Below are 19,210 nucleotides of genomic sequence, written 5' to 3'. Positions count from 1 at the left end.
CCGGTGGGCCGGCCCTGTGGACAACTCGCGGGGCTGCCGACGGGCGTGGGTTACGTTCGGGGTGTGAACGCAATCAGCTCCGCCGATGCCGACGCCGCAGTCACCGCCCCGGGCCGCGTCGTCCTGCTCACCACCAGCCACCGGGTCGCCCCCGGCCTGCTGTCCTGGCCCGCCTGGCAGGCTCTGCGCACGGCGGACCGGGTGCTGTGCGCGGACGGCGCGCATCCGCAGCTGCCCTATCTGAAGGACGCGGGCATCACGGTCGAGGAGACCTCCCCGACCGCCGAGGAACTGCTCGCCGCCTGCGCCGGCGGCCGCACGGTCGTGGTCGTGGCCACCGGCGAGGGTGAACCGGCCCTCACGGACGGGCTGGCCCGCCTGGCCGGCTCCGGGCGGGTGTCGATGCCCGAGCTGGAACTGCTCCCCGCCTCCTACGACCTCCCCGGCGCCCGGCTCCTCGACCTCGTCCAGGTCATGGACCGTATCCGCGCCGAGTGCCCGTGGTCCTCCCGGCAGACCCACAGGGGACTGGCGAAGTACGCGGTCGAGGAGTCGTACGAACTGGTCGAGGCGATCGAGGACGGCGACCGCGACGAACTCCGCGAGGAGCTGGGCGACGTCCTGCTCCAGGTCGTCTTCCACGCCCGTATCGCCGAGGAGGACGAGGAGTCGCCCTTCTCGGTCGACGACGTCGCGGGCACGATCGTCGCCAAGCTCATCCACCGCCACCCCCATGTCTTCGGCGACGCCACGGCCACGACGCCGGAGGAGGTGAAGGAGCACTGGCTCCGCACGAAGGCGGCGGAGAAGCGGCGGGAGTCCGTGACGGACGGCGTCCCCCTGCACCAGCCCGCACTGGCCCTCGCGGCGAAACTGGTGTCCCGGGCCCGGACGGCGCGGCTGGAGGTGCCGATGCCCGCGGCCGAGGGCATCGGGTACGACCTGCTGGCCCTGGCGGCGCGCGCCGAATCGGAGGGCATAGACCCGGAGGCGGCACTCCGGGCAGCGGCCCGGACGTACCGGGACGCCATCCGGACCGCGGAGGGGGGCGAGGGGCAGTAGGGCAAGCCCCTGGTCAGACCGTCGGACCCCCTGCCCGGCCGGAGGCCGCGCGGGGCCCCTCGGGCACCCTGTCCGGCCGGAGGCGCGCGGGGCCTCTCTGGCACCCCTCCCGGCCGGAGGCCGAGCGGGGCCTCTCGGACCCCCTGTCCAGTCGAAGGCCGAGCGGGGGCTCTCGGGCATCCCGTCCGGCCGGAGGCCGTCTCGCAGCCTGCGCCTGTCGTGCCTCCGTCCCGCCAGAGCCTGTCGTGACTCCGCCCCGCCTGCGCCCGTCCGGCCCCGCCGCGCCTGCGCCCGTCCGGCCCCGCCGCGCCTGCGCCCGTCCGGCCCCGCCGCGTCAGAGCCCGTCCGGCTCCGCCCCGCCAGTCCCTCGTGGAGCTCGGAGGTCGCCGTGTCGGTGTTGCCGGGGAGCCCGCTACCGTTCGGGGAGTGACCAACCAGCCCCGCCCCTCGACCGATGTCCCGCCCGCCCCCGACCTCTTCACCTGGGAATTCGCCACCGACCCCTACCCCGCCTACGCCTGGCTGCGTGAGCACGCCCCCGTGCACCGCACCGTGCTGCCCAGCGGTGTGGAGGCCTGGCTGGTCACCCGTCACGCCGACGCGAAACAGGCCCTCGCCGACCAGCGACTCTCCAAGAACCCCGCTCACCACGACGAACCGGCGCACGCCAAGGGCAAGACCGGCATCCCCGGCGAGCGCAAGGCCGAGCTGATGACGCATCTGCTCAACATCGACCCGCCGGACCACACCCGACTGCGACGGCTCGTCAGCAAGGCCTTCACGCCCCGCCGGGTCGCCGAGTTCTCGTCCCGGGTCCAGGAACTGACGGACGACCTCATCGACCGGTTCGCCGAGGAGGGCGAGGCCGACCTCATTCACGACTTCGCCTTTCCGCTCCCCATCTACGCGATCTGCGACCTGCTGGGCGTCCCCCGCGAGGACCAGGACGACTTCCGCGACTGGGCCGGGATGATGATCCGGCACGGCGGGGGCCCCAGGGGCGGAGTCGCGCGGTCGGTGAAGAAGATGCGCGGATATCTGCTGGAGCTCATCCACCGCAAGCGCGAGGAGCTCCCGGCCGAGCCGGTTCCCGGCGAGGACCTCATCTCCGGCCTGATCCGCGCCTCCGACCACGGCGAGCACCTCACCGAGAACGAGGCCGCCGCCATGGCCTTCATCCTGCTGTTCGCCGGCTTCGAGACCACCGTCAATCTCATCGGCAACGGCACGTACGCCCTCCTCACCCACCCCGAGCAGCGTGAACGCCTCCAGCGGTCGCTCACCGAGGACGGCGGCGACCGCACCCTCCTGGAGACCGGAGTCGAGGAACTCCTGCGCTACGACGGCCCCGTGGAGCTCGCCACGTGGCGGTTCGCCACCGAGCCGCTCAGCATCGGCGGACAGGACATCGCGCCCGGCGACCCGGTCCTCGTCGTCCTGGCGGCCGCCGACCGTGACCCGGCCCGCTTCCCGGACCCCGACACCCTCGACCTCTCCCGCCGCGACAACCAGCACCTCGGCTACGGCCACGGTATCCACTACTGCCTGGGAGCCCCGTTGGCCCGGCTGGAGGGCCAGACCGCGCTGGCCACTCTCCTCACCCGTCTGCCCGACCTCCGACTGGCCGTGGATCCGGCCGAGTTGAGATGGCGCGGCGGGCTCATCATGCGCGGGCTGCGGACGCTGCCGGTGGAGTTCACTCCGGTGCATTCCAGGTCATAACCGATGAGACTCTGACTGAATGTCAGCCGGAGTGTGACCGTTCGGCGGAGTAAAGGTGACCAGCCCTCAACTCTGTGATCTTCACGTGATCTGCGCGGCATTAACTTGTGACAAGTGATCGTCTGCCTATACGTTCTCTCGTCAGCGCGACGCATCGGTCCAACCCGCCGCGCCGGTCAGTGCTGTCCAGAGAAAGGCCCCTCGCATGCTCTCCGGGAACGGTCGTCACCGTCGCCCCCGCCAGGCCCCGGCCCTCCTTGTCGCGGCCGGAGTGACGGGTTCCGCCATCGCCATCCCGCTGCTCGCCGCCTCCGGCGCGAGCGCCGCCGACGGCACGGTGTGGGACAAGGTGGCGCAGTGCGAGACCGGCGGCTCGTGGAGTGCCGACCAGGGTGACGGCGAGTACGGCGGTCTGAGCCTGTCCCAGAAGGACTGGGAGACGTACGGCGGCCTCGACTACGCGGCGAGCCCCGATCTGGCCAGCCGCAACCAGCAGATCGCCGTCGCGCAGAAGGTGCTCGCGGCCGAGGGGATCGGCGCGTGGGGTACCTGCGGGCTGACTTCCGGGCTCACCAAGGAGAACGGCGCGCTGAGCGTGGACACCGGCGTGGCGGGCGGCTCGTCCGACTCGTCCGACTCATCCGGGTCTTCCGGATTGTCCGACCTGTCCAGGGGGTTGTCCGGATCTTCGGGCTCCTCGGGCTCGTCGAGCGGCGATGGCACCTCGACCGGGTCGTCCGACTCATCCGACTCGTCCGCCGATTCCTCCAGTTCACCCTCGGCGTCCGCTTCATCCCCTTCGTCCTCTTCCTCCGCCGCCACCGATGACTCCGGGGCGTCCGGCGGTTCTGGCAAGCAGGGTGACGGGCAGGCGGGCGACGGTTCGGCCACCACATCCCCGAAAGTGGATGACTCGGACAATTCGGAGCAAGAGGCGGGCTCTTGGAGCCTCGTCGACACCAGCTCCCTGGGTTCCGGCCGCCATCGCGGTGCGACCGCCGACGAGGCCGCGCCCAAGAGCGCGACCGACACCGCCGTGGACGGCGCCACCGCCGCGTCCGCCGGTCGGCACGCCGCGGCCACCTACCTCGTCCAGCAGGGCGACTCCCTGGAGTCCATCGCCGACTCCCTTGGCCTCGACGGCGGATGGCGCGCCCTCTACGCCGAGAACAGGGACCTCATCGGTGCCGACCCGAGCAACATCACCCCCGGTCAGACCCTCGACACAGGGGTGGAATAGGGCGCAAAGCCCAAGAAAAACAGCGGGAGTTCACGTCACGCTTCGCACCGAATGTCCGCTTTGGTGAAAGTGTGGGATGAGTCTCAGAAGCCCTGATCGTCTTTGAAATTCCGTCGATCGCGTGTCTACGGTCGAGGCCGCTCGGCAACCCGAGCCCCGGCCGTCGCAACGCCGAATCCTGCCAGCGACAGCCCGGGAACAGTCGTCGCGTCAAGCGCCGCAGGCAGGAGCGGGGGACCCAAGGTAAGTGCCGCGCCGGGGTGGTCGACCGGAACGGCTTGGGGTGAAGCCACGCCCTCCCACGGAGCAGTTCTCCGGTGGGTGAGGAGTGGCCGGGCAACTCACACGGCCCGAACCCGACAGCTCACCTCGCAGGCGTCGGTGAGGGGATCCACCATGCTGTTTTCCGGTAAGGGCAAGCACCGCCGTCCCTCCAAGGCCACCCGCGTCGCCACGCTCGCCGGCGTCACCGGTGTCGCCATCGCCGCCCCGCTGATGGCGGCCGGCAACGCCTCCGCCGCCACCACCTCCGAGTGGGACGCCGTCGCCCAGTGCGAGTCCGGCGGGAACTGGTCCATCAACACCGGCAACGGCTACTACGGCGGCCTTCAGTTCTCGGCCTCGACCTGGGCCGCGTACGGCGGCACGCAGTACGCCGGGCAGGCCAACGAGGCCTCCAAGTCCCAGCAGATAGCCATCGGCGAGAAGGTCCTCGCGGGCCAGGGCAAGGGTGCCTGGCCGGTCTGCGGCACCGGCCTGTCCGGCGCGGCCTACAACGGCGGCGACGCCGGCTCCTCGAGCTCCGGTTCGTCCGACTCCTCCGGCTCCTCCGGCTCGTCGAACAGCGGCAGCACCAGCACCCGCTCGACCGAGGAGCAGGGCGCCTCCCGCTCGACCGACCGCCCGGCCGCCTCCAAGACGGTCACCACGCCGACCGGCAAGAAGGTCAAGAAGGGCGACGGCGAGTACAAGGTCGTCAAGGGCGACACCCTCAGCTCCATCGCCGAGAAGCACGAGGTCAAGGGTGGCTGGCAGAAGCTGTTCCAGCTGAACAAGGACATCGTCACGGACGCGGACCTGATCTACCCGGGCCAGCAGCTGCACCTGAAGTGACACCCGGCCCCCAGAGAAGCCACAGCGCCCTCATGTCCGAGGTCGGCACACTGAAGACCTCGTGAGGGTGACCCCCCGTCCCCACGGGCTCCCCGCTCCGGTACGTGTTCCCCCGTACGCACCGGAGCGGGGTTTCTCTTTGCCCCTTCGCCACTTTCCGTCGGTCTTTCTCGGCCACCCCCTTTGTTCCGGACGGAAACAATAGGTACCGTCTGTCTGTCCACGGGACGGTCGGTCGGCTGCCGACGGCCCCGGGGCGGTTAGGCTCTAGTCGCAAGGCTCGGCAAGGACTCGTCAAGATCCCCTGAGCCCCGCACAACCAGCGTCACATCCCAAGAAGGAGATGCTCGTGCCGTCCATCGACGTCGTCGTAGCCCGGGAAATCCTGGACTCCCGAGGCAACCCCACGGTCGAGGTCGAGGTCGGCCTCGACGACGGCAGCACGGGTCGTGCCGCCGTTCCGTCCGGCGCCTCCACCGGTGCCTTCGAGGCCATCGAGCTCCGCGACGGTGACCCCAACCGTTACCACGGCAAGGGTGTCGAGAAGGCCGTCCTCGCCGTCATCGAGCAGATCGGCCCGGAGCTCGTCGGCTACGACGCCACCGAGCAGCGCCTGATCGACCAGGCCATGTTCGACCTGGACGCCACCGACAACAAGGGCTCGCTCGGCGCCAACGCCATCCTCGGCGTCTCGCTCGCCGTCGCCCACGCCGCCTCCGAGGCCAGCGACCTGCCGCTGTTCCGCTACCTGGGCGGCCCGAACGCGCACCTGCTGCCCGTTCCGATGATGAACATCCTGAACGGCGGCTCGCACGCCGACTCCAACGTGGACATCCAGGAGTTCATGATCGCCCCGATCGGCGCGGAGTCCTTCTCCGAGGCCCTGCGCTGGGGCGCCGAGGTCTACCACACCCTCAAGAAGGTGCTGAAGACCAAGGGTCTGTCCACCGGCCTCGGCGACGAGGGCGGCTTCGCCCCGAACCTGGAGTCCAACCGCGCCGCGCTCGACCTCATCATCGAGGCCATCCAGCAGGCCGGTTACATCCCCGGCGAGCAGATCGCGCTCGCGCTCGACGTCGCCGCGTCCGAGTTCTACAAGGACGGCAAGTACGAGTTCGAGGGCAAGTCCCGCTCGGCCGCCGAGATGACCGAGTACTACGAGGAGCTCGTCTCCGCGTACCCGCTCGTCTCCATCGAGGACCCGCTGTACGAGGACGACTGGGCCGGCTGGAAGGTCATCACCGACAAGCTGGGCGACAAGGTCCAGATCGTCGGCGACGACCTCTTCGTCACCAACCCCGAGCGTCTGGCCCGCGGCATCGAGGAGGGCTCCGCCAACGCCCTGCTCGTCAAGGTCAACCAGATCGGTTCGCTGACCGAGACCCTGGACGCCGTCGAGATGGCCCAGCGCAACGGCTTCAAGTGCATGATGTCCCACCGCTCCGGCGAGACCGAGGACGTCACCATCGCCGACCTCGCCGTCGCGGTGAACTGCGGTCAGATCAAGACCGGCGCCCCGGCCCGCTCGGACCGCGTCGCCAAGTACAACCAGCTGCTGCGCATCGAGGAGATCCTCGACGACGCCGCGGTGTACGCCGGCCGCTCCGCCTTCCCGCGGTTTCGCTCCGCGAACTGATCAGCACGGCAAGGGCTGATCCGGCCCTGCTGGTCGACCCCTACCGGGTCAAGCCCTAGCCAGTCGTACGTACGTCCCCGTACCCGGTCCCGTACCGTGTGCGGGGACGTACGCACGTGTGAGACGGGAGGCGGAAACAGTGGCCGTGAAGGACCGGGACCGTTTCTCCACCGCGACCAGGATCAAGCTGCTCGGCGAGCAGACCGCGGCCCGGGTCTACCGCTCCCAGACGAAGCGCCAGGCGCGCCGCTCCCGGCTCACCGGTCGCGCCGCGCTCCTCGCGATGGTCCTGTGCACGCTGATCGTGGCCCTGGCGTACCCGATGCGCCAGTACGTCTCCCAGCGCGCCCGGATCGCCGACCTGGAGCGCGAGAAGCGACAGGCCAGCGAGCGCGTCGAGCAGCTGCGCGACCTCAAGGCGCGCTGGCAGGACGACGCCTACGCCGAGCAGCAGATCCGGGAGCGGCTGCATTACGTGTTGCCGGGGGAGACCGGCTTCGTGGTGATCGACCCGGACGCGGCGAAGAAGTCCCGGGTCGACCTCGGGGCGGCCGACCGCCCCTGGTACTCGAACGTCTGGGACGGTGTGGACAAGTCCGACGCCTCCGACCGGTGAACCGACGGACGGACGGAACCGATGGACGGAACCGTTAGCCGAAACCGGCAGACACGAAGCTGGACGGAACCGCCAGTCGGAACCGGCAGACACGAAGATGGACAGAACCGCCAGTCGGAACCGACAGACGGAACCGACAGAACCGACAGAACCGACAGTCGGAACCGGCAGACAGAGCCGACAGCCAGAACCGATAGAAAGACAGGCATGGAAACGCCCCCGCCGACCACCCCGCGCACCGAGCCCACCGACGCGGACGTCGAGGCCTTCAAGCAGCAGCTCGGACGGCCGCCGCGCGGTCTGCGCGCGATCGCGCACCGCTGCCCGTGCGGCCGGCCGGACGTCGTGGAGACGGCCCCCCGCCTGCCCGACGGCACGCCCTTCCCGACGCTGTACTACCTGACGTGCCCGAAGGCCAACTCGGCCATCGGCACGCTCGAGGCGAACGGCGTGATGAAGGAGATGACGGAGCGGCTGCGCACCGATCCGGAACTGGCCGCCTCCTACCGGGCCGCGCACGAGGACTACATCCGGCGCCGGGACGAGATCGAGGAACTGAAGAACTTCCCCAGCGCGGGCGGTATGCCGGACCGAGTGAAGTGCCTGCACGTGCTCGTGGCGCACTCCCTGGCCGCCGGCCCGGGCGTGAACCCGCTCGGCGACGAGGCCCTGGAGATGCTCCCGGAGTGGTGGCGCAAGGGCAGCTGCGTGACGTCGGTCCAGCAGGACGACGCGAAGGCGGCCGCTCGGTGACCCGCGTCGCCGCCGTCGACTGCGGTACGAACTCGATCCGCCTCCTGGTCGCCGACGCGGACCCGGAGACCGGCGAGCTGGTCGACCTGGACCGCCGGATGACGATCGTCCGCCTCGGTCAGGGCGTCGACCGCACCGGACGGCTCGCCCCCGAGGCGCTCGAGCGGACCTTCGCGGCCTGCCGGGAGTACGCGGCCGTCATCAAGGAGTACGGCGCGCAGCGGCTGCGCTTCGTCGCCACCTCCGCCTCCCGGGACGCGGAGAACCGGGACGAGTTCGTGCGCGGGGTGCTGGACATCCTCGGCGTCGAGCCCGAGGTCATCACCGGCGACCAGGAGGCCGAGTTCTCCTTCATGGGCGCCACGAAGGAACTCGAGGGACGCGAGGACCTCGCCAAGCCCTTCCTGGTGGTGGACATCGGCGGCGGCTCGACCGAGTTCGTGGTCGGCGACGACCGGGTGCGCTCCGCGCGCTCCGTCGACGTGGGCTGCGTACGGATGACCGAGCGGCACCTGGTCGTGGACGGGAAGGTCACCGACCCGCCCACCGCCGAGCAGATCGCGGCGATGCGTGCCGACATCGAGGCCGCCCTCGACCTCGCCGAGCGGAGCGTCCCGCTGCGCGAGGCGCACACCCTGGTCGGCCTGGCCGGCTCGGTCACGACGGTCGCGGCGATCGCGCTGGGACTGGACGAGTACGACTCCGCGAGGATCCACCACTCGCGGATCGGCCTCGACCGGGTCAGGGGCATCAGCGACGCCCTTCTCCGGGCCACCCACGAGGAGCGCGCGGCACAGCCGGCGATGCACCCGGGCCGGGTGGACGTGATCGGGGCGGGCGCGCTCGTACTGCTGGCGATCATGGAGCGGATCGGCGCGGAGGAGGTCGTCGTGAGTGAGCACGACATCCTCGACGGCATCGCCTGGTCGATCTCGTAGCCGTCGGACGACCCGGTACTTGCACTCTGCTGAGCAGGCAGGATGCCCGTATGAGCAGAGCCGAGGGGCCCTTCGTGGCCCCTCGGACGCGTTCCGGAGACACCCCGCCGGGAAAGTTCGTGAAGTTCTTCACAAGGAATTCGGCCCCGTCGGAGGACAGAGGTGTCCCTGTTGACCCTTCCGGGGGCCCAACCCCCGTGTGAACGTGTTCAAAAGAGGCGGGCGCGGACGTTTCGCGGAGGCGCCGCGAGAGGGTTCCGAGTGGCCCTCACGGAGGCCTTACGAGCCCGGAGAGGCAGCTCACGCGGCATTGACAACGCCATGCCCTACACGGTGGTTCCGGCTCCGCGCCATGACGTGGATCACGCGGGCCGCGGAGGATAGCACACACCCCCGGGAAGCTTGTGAAGGGGCGCACGAGCGACCCCCCTGAAGCGGGTGGATACTCGATGGCATGAGCACCACGGAGCGTCCCAGGATCCTCGTAGTAGGCGGTGGGTACGTAGGCCTGTACGCAGCTCGGCGCATCATGAAGAAGATGCGCTACGGCGAGGCGACCGTCACGGTCGTCGACCCCCGGTCGTACATGACCTACCAGCCCTTCCTTCCCGAAACCGCCGCCGGCAACATCTCCCCGCGCCACGTCGTCGTCCCGCTGCGACGCGTGCTGCCCAAGGCGGAGGTTCTCACCGGCCGGGTCACCACCATCGACCAGGACCGCAAGGTCGCCACGATCGCCCCGCTGGTCGGCGAGGCGTACGAGCTGCCCTTCGACTACCTGGTGATCGCGCTCGGCGCGGTCTCCCGCACCTTCCCGATCCCCGGCCTCGCCGAACAGGGCATCGGTATGAAGGGCGTCGAGGAGGCCATCGGCCTGCGCAACCACGTCCTCGAGCAGCTGGACAAGGCCGACTCCACGACCGACGAGGAGATCCGCCGCAAGGCGCTCACCTTCGTCTTCATCGGCGGCGGTTTCGCCGGCGCGGAGACCATCGGTGAGGTCGAGGACCTGGCCCGGGACGCGGCCAAGTACTACAAGACGGTGTCCCGCGAGGACATGCGCTTCATCCTCGTCGACGCCGCCGACAAGATCCTTCCCGAGGTCGGCCCCAAGCTGGGCCAGTACGGCAAGGAGCACCTCGAGGGCCGCGGTGTGGAGATCTACCTCTCCACCTCCATGGACTCCTGCGTCGACGGCCACGTGGTCCTGAAGAACGGGCTCGAGGTCGACTCCAACACCATCGTGTGGACCGCCGGCGTCAAGCCCAACCCGGTCCTGGCCCGCTACGGCCTGCCGCTGGGCCCCCGCGGTCACGTGGACACGGCCCCCACCCTCCAGGTCCAGGGCACCGACTACATCTGGGCCGCGGGCGACAACGCCCAGGTCCCGGACGTCGCGGCCCGCAAGGCCGGCGTCGAGAACGCCTGGTGCCCGCCCAACGCGCAGCACGCGCTGCGTCAGGCGAAGGTCCTCGGCGACAACGTGATCTCCGGTATGCGGGGCTTCCCGCAGAAGGAGTACTCGCACTCCAACAAGGGTGCGGTGGCGGGTCTCGGCCTCCACAAGGGCGTCGCGATGATCGTCATGGGCAAGGTGAAGATCAAGGTCAAGGGCCGCCTCGCCTGGTACATGCACCGTGGCTACCACGGCATGGCGATGCCGACGTGGAACCGTAAGATCCGCGTCTTCGCCGACTGGACGCTCGGCATGTTCCTCAAGCGCGAGGTCGTGGCGCTGGGTGCGCTGGAGTCCCCGCGCGAGGAGTTCTACGAGGCCGCGAAGCCGGCGCCGGTCGCCGCCAAGCCGGCCGCCGAGAAGACCGAGAACGAGAAGGCCAAGGCCTCCTGACCTCCGGTCACCGAAACACCCCTGAAGGGGCCGTCCGCCATCCGTGGTGCGGGCGGCCCCTTCGGCGTCCACCCCGCCGCCGCCGAAGCATGCGGTGTGCATGTATTTTGCCGAGCCGTGACGGCCGCGCGGGACTGGACCGCGCGCTCTTCCGTGTTTACGTGGTGTCAGGACATCGCGGGATCACCGTCACGGAGGTTGCATCATGGCTGACGCCGCGCCGCGGCTCCATGCCCTCGTCGAACAGTTGCTGGGATCCCCCTTCCCGGTGCGCGTCCGCGCCTGGGACGGTTCGCAGGCGGGCCCGCCCGGCGCGCCGACGCTGGTCGTACGCAATCGCAGGGCCCTGCGCCGCCTCCTCTTCAAGCCGGGCGAACTCGGCCTCGCCCGCGCCTGGGTGGCGGGCGACCTGGACGTCGAGGGGGACCTCTACACCGCGCTCGATCTGCTCTCCGGCCTCCTCTGGGAGCGGGGCGAGGACGCCCGTACGCTCTCCCAGGCCCTGCGCGACCCCCAGTTCCGTACGGCGGTCCGAGGCCTGCTGCGACTCGCCGGACCGCCGCTGCCGCCCGCCCCGCCCCGCGAGGAGGTCCGCCGGACCGGCCATCTCCACACCCGCCACACCGACCGACGCGCGATCAGCCACCACTACGACGTCGGCAACGACTTCTACGCGCTCGTCCTCGGCCCGTCCATGGTCTACTCGTGCGCCTACTGGGAGTCCGGGGACAGCACCCTCGAACTCGCCCAGCACGACAAGCTCGAGCTCGTCTGCCGCAAGCTGGACCTGAGACCGGGTTCGCGCCTGCTGGACGTCGGCTGCGGCTGGGGTTCCCTCGCCGTCCACGCGGCCCGCGAGCACGGCGCGACCGTCGTCGGGATCACCCTCTCCCGGGAGCAGGCGACGTTCGCCCGCAAGCGCGTCGCCGAAGCCGGACTCACCGACAAGGTCGACATCCGCGTCCAGGACTACCGGGACGTCACGGACGGCCCGTTCGACGCGATCTCCTCCATCGGTATGGCCGAACACGTCGGCTCCGACAAGTACCTGGAGTACGCGCAGGTCCTGTTCGCGCTGCTGCGGCCCGGCGGCCGGCTGCTCAACCACCAGATCGCCCGCCGCCCGCAGCGCGACGAGTCGGCCTACGGCGTGGACGCGTTCATCGACGCCTATGTCTTCCCGGACGGCGAACTCGCCCCCGTGGGCACCACCGTCACCCAGCTGGAACGCGCGGGTCTCGAGGTCCGTGACGTCGAGTCGATCCGCGAGCACTACGCCCGCACCCTGCGCGGCTGGGTCGCCCGCCTGGAGGCCGACTGGGACCGGGCCGTCCACCTCACCAGTCCCGGCCGCGCCCGGGTCTGGCTGCTCTACATGGCCGCCTCCGCCGTCGCTTTCGAGCGCAACCAGATCGGCGTCAACCAGGTCCTGGCCGTCCGGACCCCCGAGTCGGGCGATTCCGGAATGCCGCTGCGCGCCCGCACCTGGAACTGACGGCGATCGGCGCCCCGGAACCGACGTCGGCCGGACACGGCCTGAGTCGACCGTCGGCCGGACGGGGCCTGGACGGAGTCGGCCGGGTGCGGCCTGAGTCGACCGTCGGCCGGGCGCGGCCTGGACTGAAGTCCGCCGGATGCGGCCTGGGCCGACCGTCGGCCGGACGGGGCCTGGACGGAAGTCGGCCGGGCGCGGCCTGGGCCGACCGTCGGCCGGACGGGGACTGAAACGACGGCCGTTCATGCGCGAGGGGCCCCGTCGCATCGCGCGACGGGGCCCCGACCGTGCTGCCGCCGCTACTCGGACTTGATCGCGGCCAGCATGTTCAGGCGGGATGCCCGCCGGGCCGGCCACAGCGCGGCCAGGATGCCCACCCCGGCGGCCAGCAGCAGGAAGACGGCCATCCGGGCCCACGGCACGACCAGTTCGTACGTCGGCATGCTGGTGCCGAGCAGCTCACCGGCCGCCCACCCGAAGAACACGCCCAGGCCGATGCCGAGCACGCCGCCGAAGAGCGAGATCACCAGGGACTCCAGCCGGACCATCCGCTTGACCGAGCGCCGGTCAAGGCCGATGGCCCGCAGCATGCCGATCTCCTGGGAGCGCTCGAAGACCGACATCGCCAGGGTGTTGATGACGCCGAGGACCGCGACGATGACGGCCATCGCCAGCAGCCCGTAGAGCATGTTCAGCATCAGCGTGAACATCTGCGCGACCTCGTTGGAGAGGTCCTTCTTGCTCTGCACCTTGATGGCGGGGTTGGAGCCGAGAGCCTTCTCCAGCCTGTCCTTCGTGCCGTCCGAGACGCCGTCGGAGGTCTTGACCATGACCCGCATGTCGGTCGGGTCCGCCAGGTGCGGGGTGAGGGCGGCGTTGTCCAGCAGGATGCCCTCGATCAGCTCGTTGCCCTCGTAGACCGCGGACACCGTCAGCTGCTGCTTCCGGCCGTCCTCGTAGTTCACCGTGAAGGCCGAACCCGCCTTCCAGCCATGGGACTCGGCGGTCGCGTCGTCGACGACGACCTGCCCGTCGGCCACCTTGAAGGTGCCGTCGTCGACCTTGAGGTCGGTCAGCTCGCCGATGGTGGAGCCGGTGACGCCGGTGAGGTACTCGGTCGTGCCGTCGATCCGGCCCGGCGCGTTGCGCATGGGGCTGGTGGCGGTCACGCCCTCGGTGGTCCTCAGCTTCTCGGCGATGCCCGCGGAGAGCTCGTTGCCGTTGGCCATCGACACGACGTAGTCGGCCCTGATCGCGGAGGACGCCATCTTGTCGATGGACTTCTGGAGGCTGCCCGCCATCACCGTCATGCCGGTGATCAGGGTCAGGCCGATCATCAGCGCGGAGGCCGTGGCCGCCGTACGGCGCGGGTTGCGCACCGAGTTCTGCCGGGCCAGCTTGCCGGACACCCCGAAGATCCGCAGGACGGGCGCGGCGGCCGCGATCAGCGGGCGGGACAGCAGCGGGGTCAGGATGAAGACGCCGATGATCAGCAGGACCGCGCCGAGGCCCATGGGGGCCTGGCCGTCGGAGCCGCTCATCGTCGTCGCGGCCAGGACCACGGCGACGCCCGCCGCCGAGAACAGGGCGCCCAGCGTGTTGCGCAGCACCAGCGACTTGGTGCTCGCGGTGGCGTGCACGCTGCTCATCGCGGCGACCGGCGGGATCTTCGCGGCCCGGCGGCCGGGCAGCCAGGCCGCCAGCATGGTGATGACGACACCGACGACGAGGGCGGCGGCGACCGTGCCGGCCGAGACGACGAGCGGCCCGTCCGGGACGGTCGCGCCCAGCGTCCCCATCAGCGAGCGCAGTCCGGCCCCGATGCCGATACCGGCGACCAGGCCGGTCACCCCGGCGATCACGCCGACCACGAACGCCTCGATCAGCACCGACCGCGTGACCTGCCGGCGGGAGGCGCCGACGGCCCGCATCAGCGCGAGTTCCTTGGTGCGCTGGGCGACCAGCATGGTGAAGGTGTTGGCGATGATGAAGGTGCCGACGAACAGCGCGATTCCGGCGAAGACCAGCAGCCCCTGCTTCAGCCCGCTCATCGAAGCGGAGATCATCTCGGCCTGGTCGTCGGCGAGTTGCCGACCGGTGACGGTCTCGACCTTGCCCTTCGGCAGGGCGGTGTCCAGCGCGGACTTCAGTGCGCTCTGCGAGGTCCCGGCGGCCGCCTTCACGTCGATCTCGTCGTAGGTGCCGGTCTTGCCGAAGAGCTTCTGCGCGGTCGCCGTGTCGAACAGGGCGAGGCTGCCGCCGGCGGCGACGTTGCCGTCGTCGGTGGTGAAGATGCCGGTCACCTTCGGGGTGAGGACGGGACCGTCGACGGAGATCCGTATGGTGTCGCCGACCTCGTACCCGGCCCGCTCGGCGGTCCTGGAGTCGATGACGACCTCGCCGGCGCCGCTCGGGGCGTGCCCGGAGGCGAGCGGGTACCGGGTGTCCTTGTCGCCCCAGTAGTTCCCGCCCTGGGACTGGAAGCCACCGCCGATGAGCTTGCCGTCCTTGTCGGCGATGGCGGTGAAGCCGCTGACGACGCCGACGGCGGACGCGGCGCCCGGAACCTTCGCGCTCCGGTCCAGCAGGGCCTGGGTCAGCTCGGGCGTCTTGGCGATGCGGTCGCCGACGTCGTCCGGGGACTCGGCGGTGACGGCGACGTCGACCTGGTCGAAGCCCTTGGCGGAGCTGTTCTGGAGGGCACCGGAGAGGGTGTTGGTGAAGACCAGGGTCCCCGACACGAAGGCCACGCCGAGCATCACGGCGAGCACGGTCATCAGGAGCCGGGCCTTGTGCGCGAGCACGTTGCGCAAGGCGGTACGGAACATGGGTGTTGTCTTCTCAGTCCTGCTCGTCGTCGAGCGGTCGGTCCCGGTCGGGGATCGGCTGGTCGGGGATCAGCTGGTACGGCCCTTGGCGTCGAACTTCTTCATGCGGTCGAGCACCGAGTCGGCCGTCGGGCCGTACACCTCGTCGACGATCCGGCCGTCCGCGAGGAAGATCACCCGGTCCGCGTAGGCCGCCGCCACCGGGTCGTGGGTCACCATCACCACCGTCTGGCCCAGTTCGCGCACCGAGTTGCGCAGGAAGCCCAGCACCTCGGCGCCGGAGCGCGAGTCGAGGTTTCCGGTCGGCTCGTCGCCGAAGATGATGTCCGGCCGGGAGGCGAGCGCGCGGGCGACGGCCACCCGCTGCTGCTGACCGCCGGAGAGCTGCGAGGGCCGGTGGGCCAGCCGGTCGGCGAGCCCCACCATCCGGATGACCTTCTCCAGCCACTCCTTGTCGGGTTTGCGGCCCGCGATGTCCATCGGAAGCGTGATGTTCTCGATCGCCGTCAGCGTCGGCAGCAGGTTGAACGCCTGGAAGATGAACCCGATCTTGTCCCGGCGCAGCTTGGTGAGCTGTTTGTCCTTCAGGGAGCCGAGCTCGGTGTCGCCGATGCGCACGGATCCGGAGGAGAAGCTGTCGAGGCCCGCCACGCAGTGCATCAGCGTGGACTTGCCGGAGCCGGAGGGCCCCATGATCGCGGTGAACTCGGCCTGCCGGAAGTCGACCGAGACCCGGTCCAGGGCGACCACCTGGGTCTCGCCCTGTCCGTAGATCTTCGACAGGTCCGTGGCGCGGGCGGCCGCGGCGGTGGTCCGCTCGGCGAGGGGGCTGGTGGTCACGGGCGTGGCTCCTGACGGGACGACGGCATCTCTTGGGGACATGAACCATCGTCCCGGCCGCCGGCTGCCGTGTAGTCAGCCGCTGTTCCGGTTCCGGAGGCAGACTCGGGGCGGACGGTGGGCCGCCGTGTCATACCTGGGGATGACCCGCGTCCCCTACCCGCTCCCGGACGCGTCCGTCTGTCGGACGTTCGTCAAGAACCGGTGGGGCACCCTCGTTCGGACGGTGAAATTCCGTCATTCCGCGTACGTAAGCGGTTGCCGCCCGCCAGGCTACTGGCAAGTGCGGATGGCCAGTTCCTGGTGCTGATGCACCCTCAGACGTCAATAAAATAAGACAACATCGGTCCGCTGTTCCGCTGTTCGAGGGACGGATCCCGATAGGGTCTGAAGCTCAAGTGGAGCCCTCGGCCTGCCCAGATGGTGGAATGCAGACACGGCGAGCTTAAACCTCGCTGCCCCTTCGCGGGCGTGCCGGTTCAAGTCCGGCTCTGGGCACTTCCGACGTCCCGGCGATCGCTGCGTCCTCCATCGAGGCATTGACCGCCGCGGCGGTCGGCCCCCTCTCCGTCCCGACCGTTGACACCCGATGAGCAGGGGGCGCAGACTCACGTCCCAAGATAGTGAAGAAAACTTCACTGTGCGAACATCGAAGGGAACGCCGGATGCGCACCACTGTCGGCATCGTCGGCGCCGGCCCCGCCGGCCTCCTCCTCGCCCGTCTGCTGCACAACGCCGGTATCGACTCCGTCGTGCTGGAGAGCCGCGACCGGGCCTACGTCGAGCAGCGGCAGCGCGCCGGGATCCTGGAGCAGGGCACGGTGGACGTCCTGCGGGCCGCCGGGGCGGGCGGACGCATGGACCGGGAGGGGCTGCCGCACGACGGCATCGAGCTGCGGTTCGCCAGGCGGCGTCACCGCGTGGACTTCCCCGCCCTCACCGGCGGCCGCTCCGTGATGGTCTACGCGCAGACCGAGGTGTGCAAGGACCTCATCGCCCTCCAGCTGGAGGCGGGGGGCCCGCTGCTGTTCGAGGCGGAGGCGCTGGCCGTCGAGGACGCCGGCACCGACCACCCGCGGGTCCGCTTCCGTCACCAGGGCGTCGAGGACGTCCTGGAGTGCGACTACGTGGTGGGCTGCGACGGCTCCTGGGGCGTCGCCCGCCGGGCGATCCCGGCCGCGGCGACCCGCGTCTTCGAGCGGACGTACCCGTTCGGCTGGCTCGGCATCCTCGCCGACGTGCCGCCCTCGCACGACGAGCTCGTCTACGCCCGCCACGACCGCGGCTTCGCGCTGCTGTCCATGCGCTCGCCGGCCGTCTCCCGCCTCTACCTCCAGGTGCCCGAGGGCACGGACGCGCAGGCATGGGGGGACGAGGAGATCTGGGACGAGCTGGAGCGGCGCTTCGAGACCGACGACGGCTGGAAACTGGAGCGCGGGCCGATCACCCAGAAGTCGGTCACCCCGATGCGCTCCCACGTCCACGAGCCCATGCGGCACGGCCGGCTCTTCCTCGCCGGGGACGCGGCCCACATCGTGCCGCCGACCGGAGCGAAGGGACTGAACCTCGCCGTCGGGGACGTCGTCACCTTCGCGCGGGCCCTGACCCACCAGCGGGACACGGGGTCCGCCGCTCTCCTGGAGGCCTACTCCGAGACCTGTCTGCGCCGCGTGTGGCAGGCCGAGCGGTTCTCGTACGACATGACGACCCTGCTTCACCCCGCCCCCGACGCCACCCCCTTCGAGGACCGCCTCCAGCTGGCCCGTCTGGAGCGGATCGCCTCCTCCCGCGCGGCCGAGACCGACCTGGCCGAGGGGTACACCGGGTTCCCGTTCGAGTGATCGAACGGCGGGTCCGGGCCCGGCCCGTTCGGCCCGCGCGCGGGCCGAACGGGCCGGTGCGGTCTCCGTGCGGTACCGGCCAGGTCCCGGCTTGGTCATGAACACAACCCTCCTGTGCTGGGAATCACCGCGCCGCGTAGCGTGTTGCGCAGCAGCACGAGGGAAAGATCCTCCCCAAGCACTAGGGTCAATCCTTTGCCTACCCATTACCCTTGAGCTCAAGGCCGCGCAGTGCGGCCACGGAGGAGTGCAATGAGGAGCAGAAACCCGGTCTTCTCGCGACGGGGGTTCAGCCGCGACAACGGCTACGCGGGCTTCAACGCCGCGCCGCAGGCCGGGGGACCCGCAGTCGGCACACAGCCGGGCAACCCGTACGCCCAGCAGGCCGGCAACCCGTACGCGCAGAACCCTTACGCCCAGCAGGACCTCTCGCACGGCGCCCCGCCGCAGGCCCCGGCCGCCACCGGCCGGATGACCATGGACGACGTCGTCGCGCGCACCGCGACCACGCTCGGCCTGGTGGTCCTCACCGCGGTGCTGTCCTGGGTGCTGCTGCCCGTCGACGAGGCCAACATCGGCAAGTCGTACGGCATCGCCGTCGGCGCCGGTCTCGTCGCGATGGTGCTGGCCCTGATCCAGTCGTTCAAGCGCCGCGCGGCCCCCGCGCTGATCCTGTCGTACGCCGCCCTCGAGGGCGTCTTCCTCGGCGTGATCTCCAGCGCGGTGTCCACGTACATCGCGGACGGTGTCGTCGCCCAGGCGGTGCTGGGCACCATGGCGGTCTTCGCCGGTGTGCTCGTGGCGTACAAGGCGGGCTGGATCCGCGTCAACCGCCGCTTCTACGGCTTCGTGATGGCCGCCGCGCTCGGCTTCGTCCTGCTGATGGCCGTGAACCTGCTGTTCACCGTCTTCGGCGGCGGCGACGGGCTCGGCTTCCGCAGCGGTCCTCTCGGCATCGTGTTCGGCGTCATCGGCATCCTGCTCGGCGCCTGCTTCCTGGCCCTCGACTTCAAGCAGGTCGAGGACGGGATCGCGTACGGCGCCCCGCGCGAGGAGGCCTGGCTCGCGGCCTTCGGTCTCACGCTGACGCTGGTGTGGATCTATATGGAGTTCCTGCGACTCCTCTCGATCCTCAACAGCGACTGAGCGACTGAGCGGCTGAGTGAACGAGTGACCGCGCGACGGCGGTAGGCACGCCGTGGCAGGACAGCGGGAAGGGCCCCGGATCTCTGATCCCGGGGCCCTTCTCCGTGGCCGTGCAGTGGTGTGTCGCGTGC

Annotated in this window: 14 protein-coding genes, 1 tRNA gene and 1 riboswitch; of the genes, 13 read left to right on the top strand and 2 right to left on the bottom strand. The window is 70.3% G+C overall.

Annotated features, from left to right (window positions below):
• Positions 1 to 63: 63 nt before the first annotated feature.
• The 10 genes from ACIPFH_RS27420 to ACIPFH_RS27375 all read left to right on the top strand — a co-directional run bounded on the left by ACIPFH_RS27420 (position 64) and on the right by ACIPFH_RS27375 (position 12,424).
• The gene (locus ACIPFH_RS27420; protein WP_401830397.1) at positions 64 to 1,062 is read left to right on the top strand and encodes a nucleoside triphosphate pyrophosphohydrolase; all 999 of its coding nucleotides are present in this window, start codon (positions 64 to 66) and stop codon (positions 1,060 to 1,062) included.
• A 426-nt stretch (positions 1,063 to 1,488) separates the two neighbouring features.
• On the top strand, positions 1,489 to 2,784 hold the full coding sequence (locus ACIPFH_RS27415; protein ID WP_401830395.1) for a cytochrome P450: 1,296 nt from the start codon (positions 1,489 to 1,491) through the stop codon (positions 2,782 to 2,784).
• 205 nt (positions 2,785 to 2,989) lie between these two features.
• Entirely contained in the window at positions 2,990 to 4,024 is a 1,035-nt protein-coding gene (locus ACIPFH_RS27410; protein WP_401830393.1) for a transglycosylase family protein, read from the top strand.
• A 205-nt stretch (positions 4,025 to 4,229) separates the two neighbouring features.
• Positions 4,230 to 4,417, top strand: a riboswitch (cyclic di-AMP (ydaO/yuaA leader).
• A 3-nt stretch (positions 4,418 to 4,420) separates the two neighbouring features.
• Positions 4,421 to 5,137, top strand: a complete 717-nt coding sequence (locus tag ACIPFH_RS27405; protein ID WP_401830392.1) for a transglycosylase family protein — start codon at positions 4,421 to 4,423, stop codon at positions 5,135 to 5,137.
• A 343-nt stretch (positions 5,138 to 5,480) separates the two neighbouring features.
• Complete coding sequence (gene eno / locus ACIPFH_RS27400) at positions 5,481 to 6,773, top strand: phosphopyruvate hydratase (protein WP_385274553.1); 1,293 nt, start codon at positions 5,481 to 5,483, stop codon at positions 6,771 to 6,773.
• A gap of 139 nt (positions 6,774 to 6,912) precedes the next feature.
• The gene (locus ACIPFH_RS27395; protein WP_401830390.1) at positions 6,913 to 7,389 is read left to right on the top strand and encodes a septum formation initiator family protein; all 477 of its coding nucleotides are present in this window, start codon (positions 6,913 to 6,915) and stop codon (positions 7,387 to 7,389) included.
• A gap of 207 nt (positions 7,390 to 7,596) precedes the next feature.
• Positions 7,597 to 8,142 (top strand): DUF501 domain-containing protein, encoded by a 546-nt coding sequence (locus ACIPFH_RS27390; protein ID WP_401830388.1) that lies wholly within the window; start codon positions 7,597 to 7,599, stop codon positions 8,140 to 8,142.
• On the top strand, positions 8,139 to 9,080 hold the full coding sequence (locus tag ACIPFH_RS27385) for an exopolyphosphatase (RefSeq protein WP_401830385.1): 942 nt from the start codon (positions 8,139 to 8,141) through the stop codon (positions 9,078 to 9,080). Before ACIPFH_RS27390 ends, ACIPFH_RS27385 begins: the two co-directional genes overlap by 4 nt.
• Positions 9,081 to 9,534: 454 nt before the next feature.
• A complete protein-coding gene (locus ACIPFH_RS27380) occupies positions 9,535 to 10,929 on the top strand; it encodes an NAD(P)/FAD-dependent oxidoreductase (protein ID WP_401830383.1) in 1,395 nt (464 codons plus the stop codon).
• Positions 10,930 to 11,134: 205 nt separating this feature from the next.
• On the top strand, positions 11,135 to 12,424 hold the full coding sequence (locus tag ACIPFH_RS27375; protein WP_401830380.1) for a class I SAM-dependent methyltransferase: 1,290 nt from the start codon (positions 11,135 to 11,137) through the stop codon (positions 12,422 to 12,424).
• 299 nt (positions 12,425 to 12,723) lie between these two features.
• Here ACIPFH_RS27375 and ACIPFH_RS27370 read toward each other — a convergent pair whose 3' ends face one another.
• Positions 12,724 to 15,252: an ABC transporter permease gene (locus tag ACIPFH_RS27370; RefSeq protein WP_401830377.1), complete on the bottom strand. Its 2,529-nt coding sequence runs from the start codon at positions 15,250 to 15,252 to the stop codon at positions 12,724 to 12,726.
• 69 nt (positions 15,253 to 15,321) lie between these two features.
• A complete protein-coding gene (locus ACIPFH_RS27365; RefSeq protein WP_356247282.1) occupies positions 15,322 to 16,092 on the bottom strand; it encodes an ABC transporter ATP-binding protein in 771 nt (256 codons plus the stop codon).
• 414 nt (positions 16,093 to 16,506) lie between these two features.
• Between ACIPFH_RS27365 and ACIPFH_RS27360 the strand changes: the two genes are divergently transcribed.
• The 3 genes from ACIPFH_RS27360 to ACIPFH_RS27350 all read left to right on the top strand — a co-directional run bounded on the left by ACIPFH_RS27360 (position 16,507) and on the right by ACIPFH_RS27350 (position 19,079).
• Positions 16,507 to 16,590, top strand: a tRNA-Leu gene (locus tag ACIPFH_RS27360).
• A gap of 167 nt (positions 16,591 to 16,757) precedes the next feature.
• On the top strand, positions 16,758 to 17,933 hold the full coding sequence (locus tag ACIPFH_RS27355; RefSeq protein ID WP_401830374.1) for a 4-hydroxybenzoate 3-monooxygenase: 1,176 nt from the start codon (positions 16,758 to 16,760) through the stop codon (positions 17,931 to 17,933).
• A 252-nt stretch (positions 17,934 to 18,185) separates the two neighbouring features.
• Positions 18,186 to 19,079, top strand: a complete 894-nt coding sequence (locus ACIPFH_RS27350; RefSeq protein WP_356247279.1) for a Bax inhibitor-1/YccA family protein — start codon at positions 18,186 to 18,188, stop codon at positions 19,077 to 19,079.
• The last annotated feature ends 131 nt before the right edge of the window (positions 19,080 to 19,210 follow it).

The sequence above is a fragment of the Streptomyces sp. NPDC088157 genome (assembly GCF_044741545.1).
GTDB lineage: Bacteria > Actinomycetota > Actinomycetes > Streptomycetales > Streptomycetaceae > Streptomyces.
The sequence above is the reverse complement of the archived record's forward strand: the minus strand, read 5'-3'. Positions and strand labels throughout refer to the sequence as shown.

Coding starts and splice junctions, on each gene's coding strand:
- ACIPFH_RS27355 (WP_401830374.1), top strand. CDS start 16,758: ATGCGCACCACTGTCGGCATCGTCGGCGCCGGCCCCGCCGGCCTCCTC.
- ACIPFH_RS27380 (WP_401830383.1), top strand. CDS start 9,535: ATGAGCACCACGGAGCGTCCCAGGATCCTCGTAGTAGGCGGTGGGTAC.
- ACIPFH_RS27370 (WP_401830377.1), bottom strand. CDS start 15,252: ATGTTCCGTACCGCCTTGCGCAACGTGCTCGCGCACAAGGCCCGGCTC.
- ACIPFH_RS27375 (WP_401830380.1), top strand. CDS start 11,135: ATGGCTGACGCCGCGCCGCGGCTCCATGCCCTCGTCGAACAGTTGCTG.
- ACIPFH_RS27410 (WP_401830393.1), top strand. CDS start 2,990: ATGCTCTCCGGGAACGGTCGTCACCGTCGCCCCCGCCAGGCCCCGGCC.
- ACIPFH_RS27390 (WP_401830388.1), top strand. CDS start 7,597: ATGGAAACGCCCCCGCCGACCACCCCGCGCACCGAGCCCACCGACGCG.
- eno (WP_385274553.1), top strand. CDS start 5,481: ATGCTCGTGCCGTCCATCGACGTCGTCGTAGCCCGGGAAATCCTGGAC.
- ACIPFH_RS27350 (WP_356247279.1), top strand. CDS start 18,186: ATGAGGAGCAGAAACCCGGTCTTCTCGCGACGGGGGTTCAGCCGCGAC.
- ACIPFH_RS27405 (WP_401830392.1), top strand. CDS start 4,421: ATGCTGTTTTCCGGTAAGGGCAAGCACCGCCGTCCCTCCAAGGCCACC.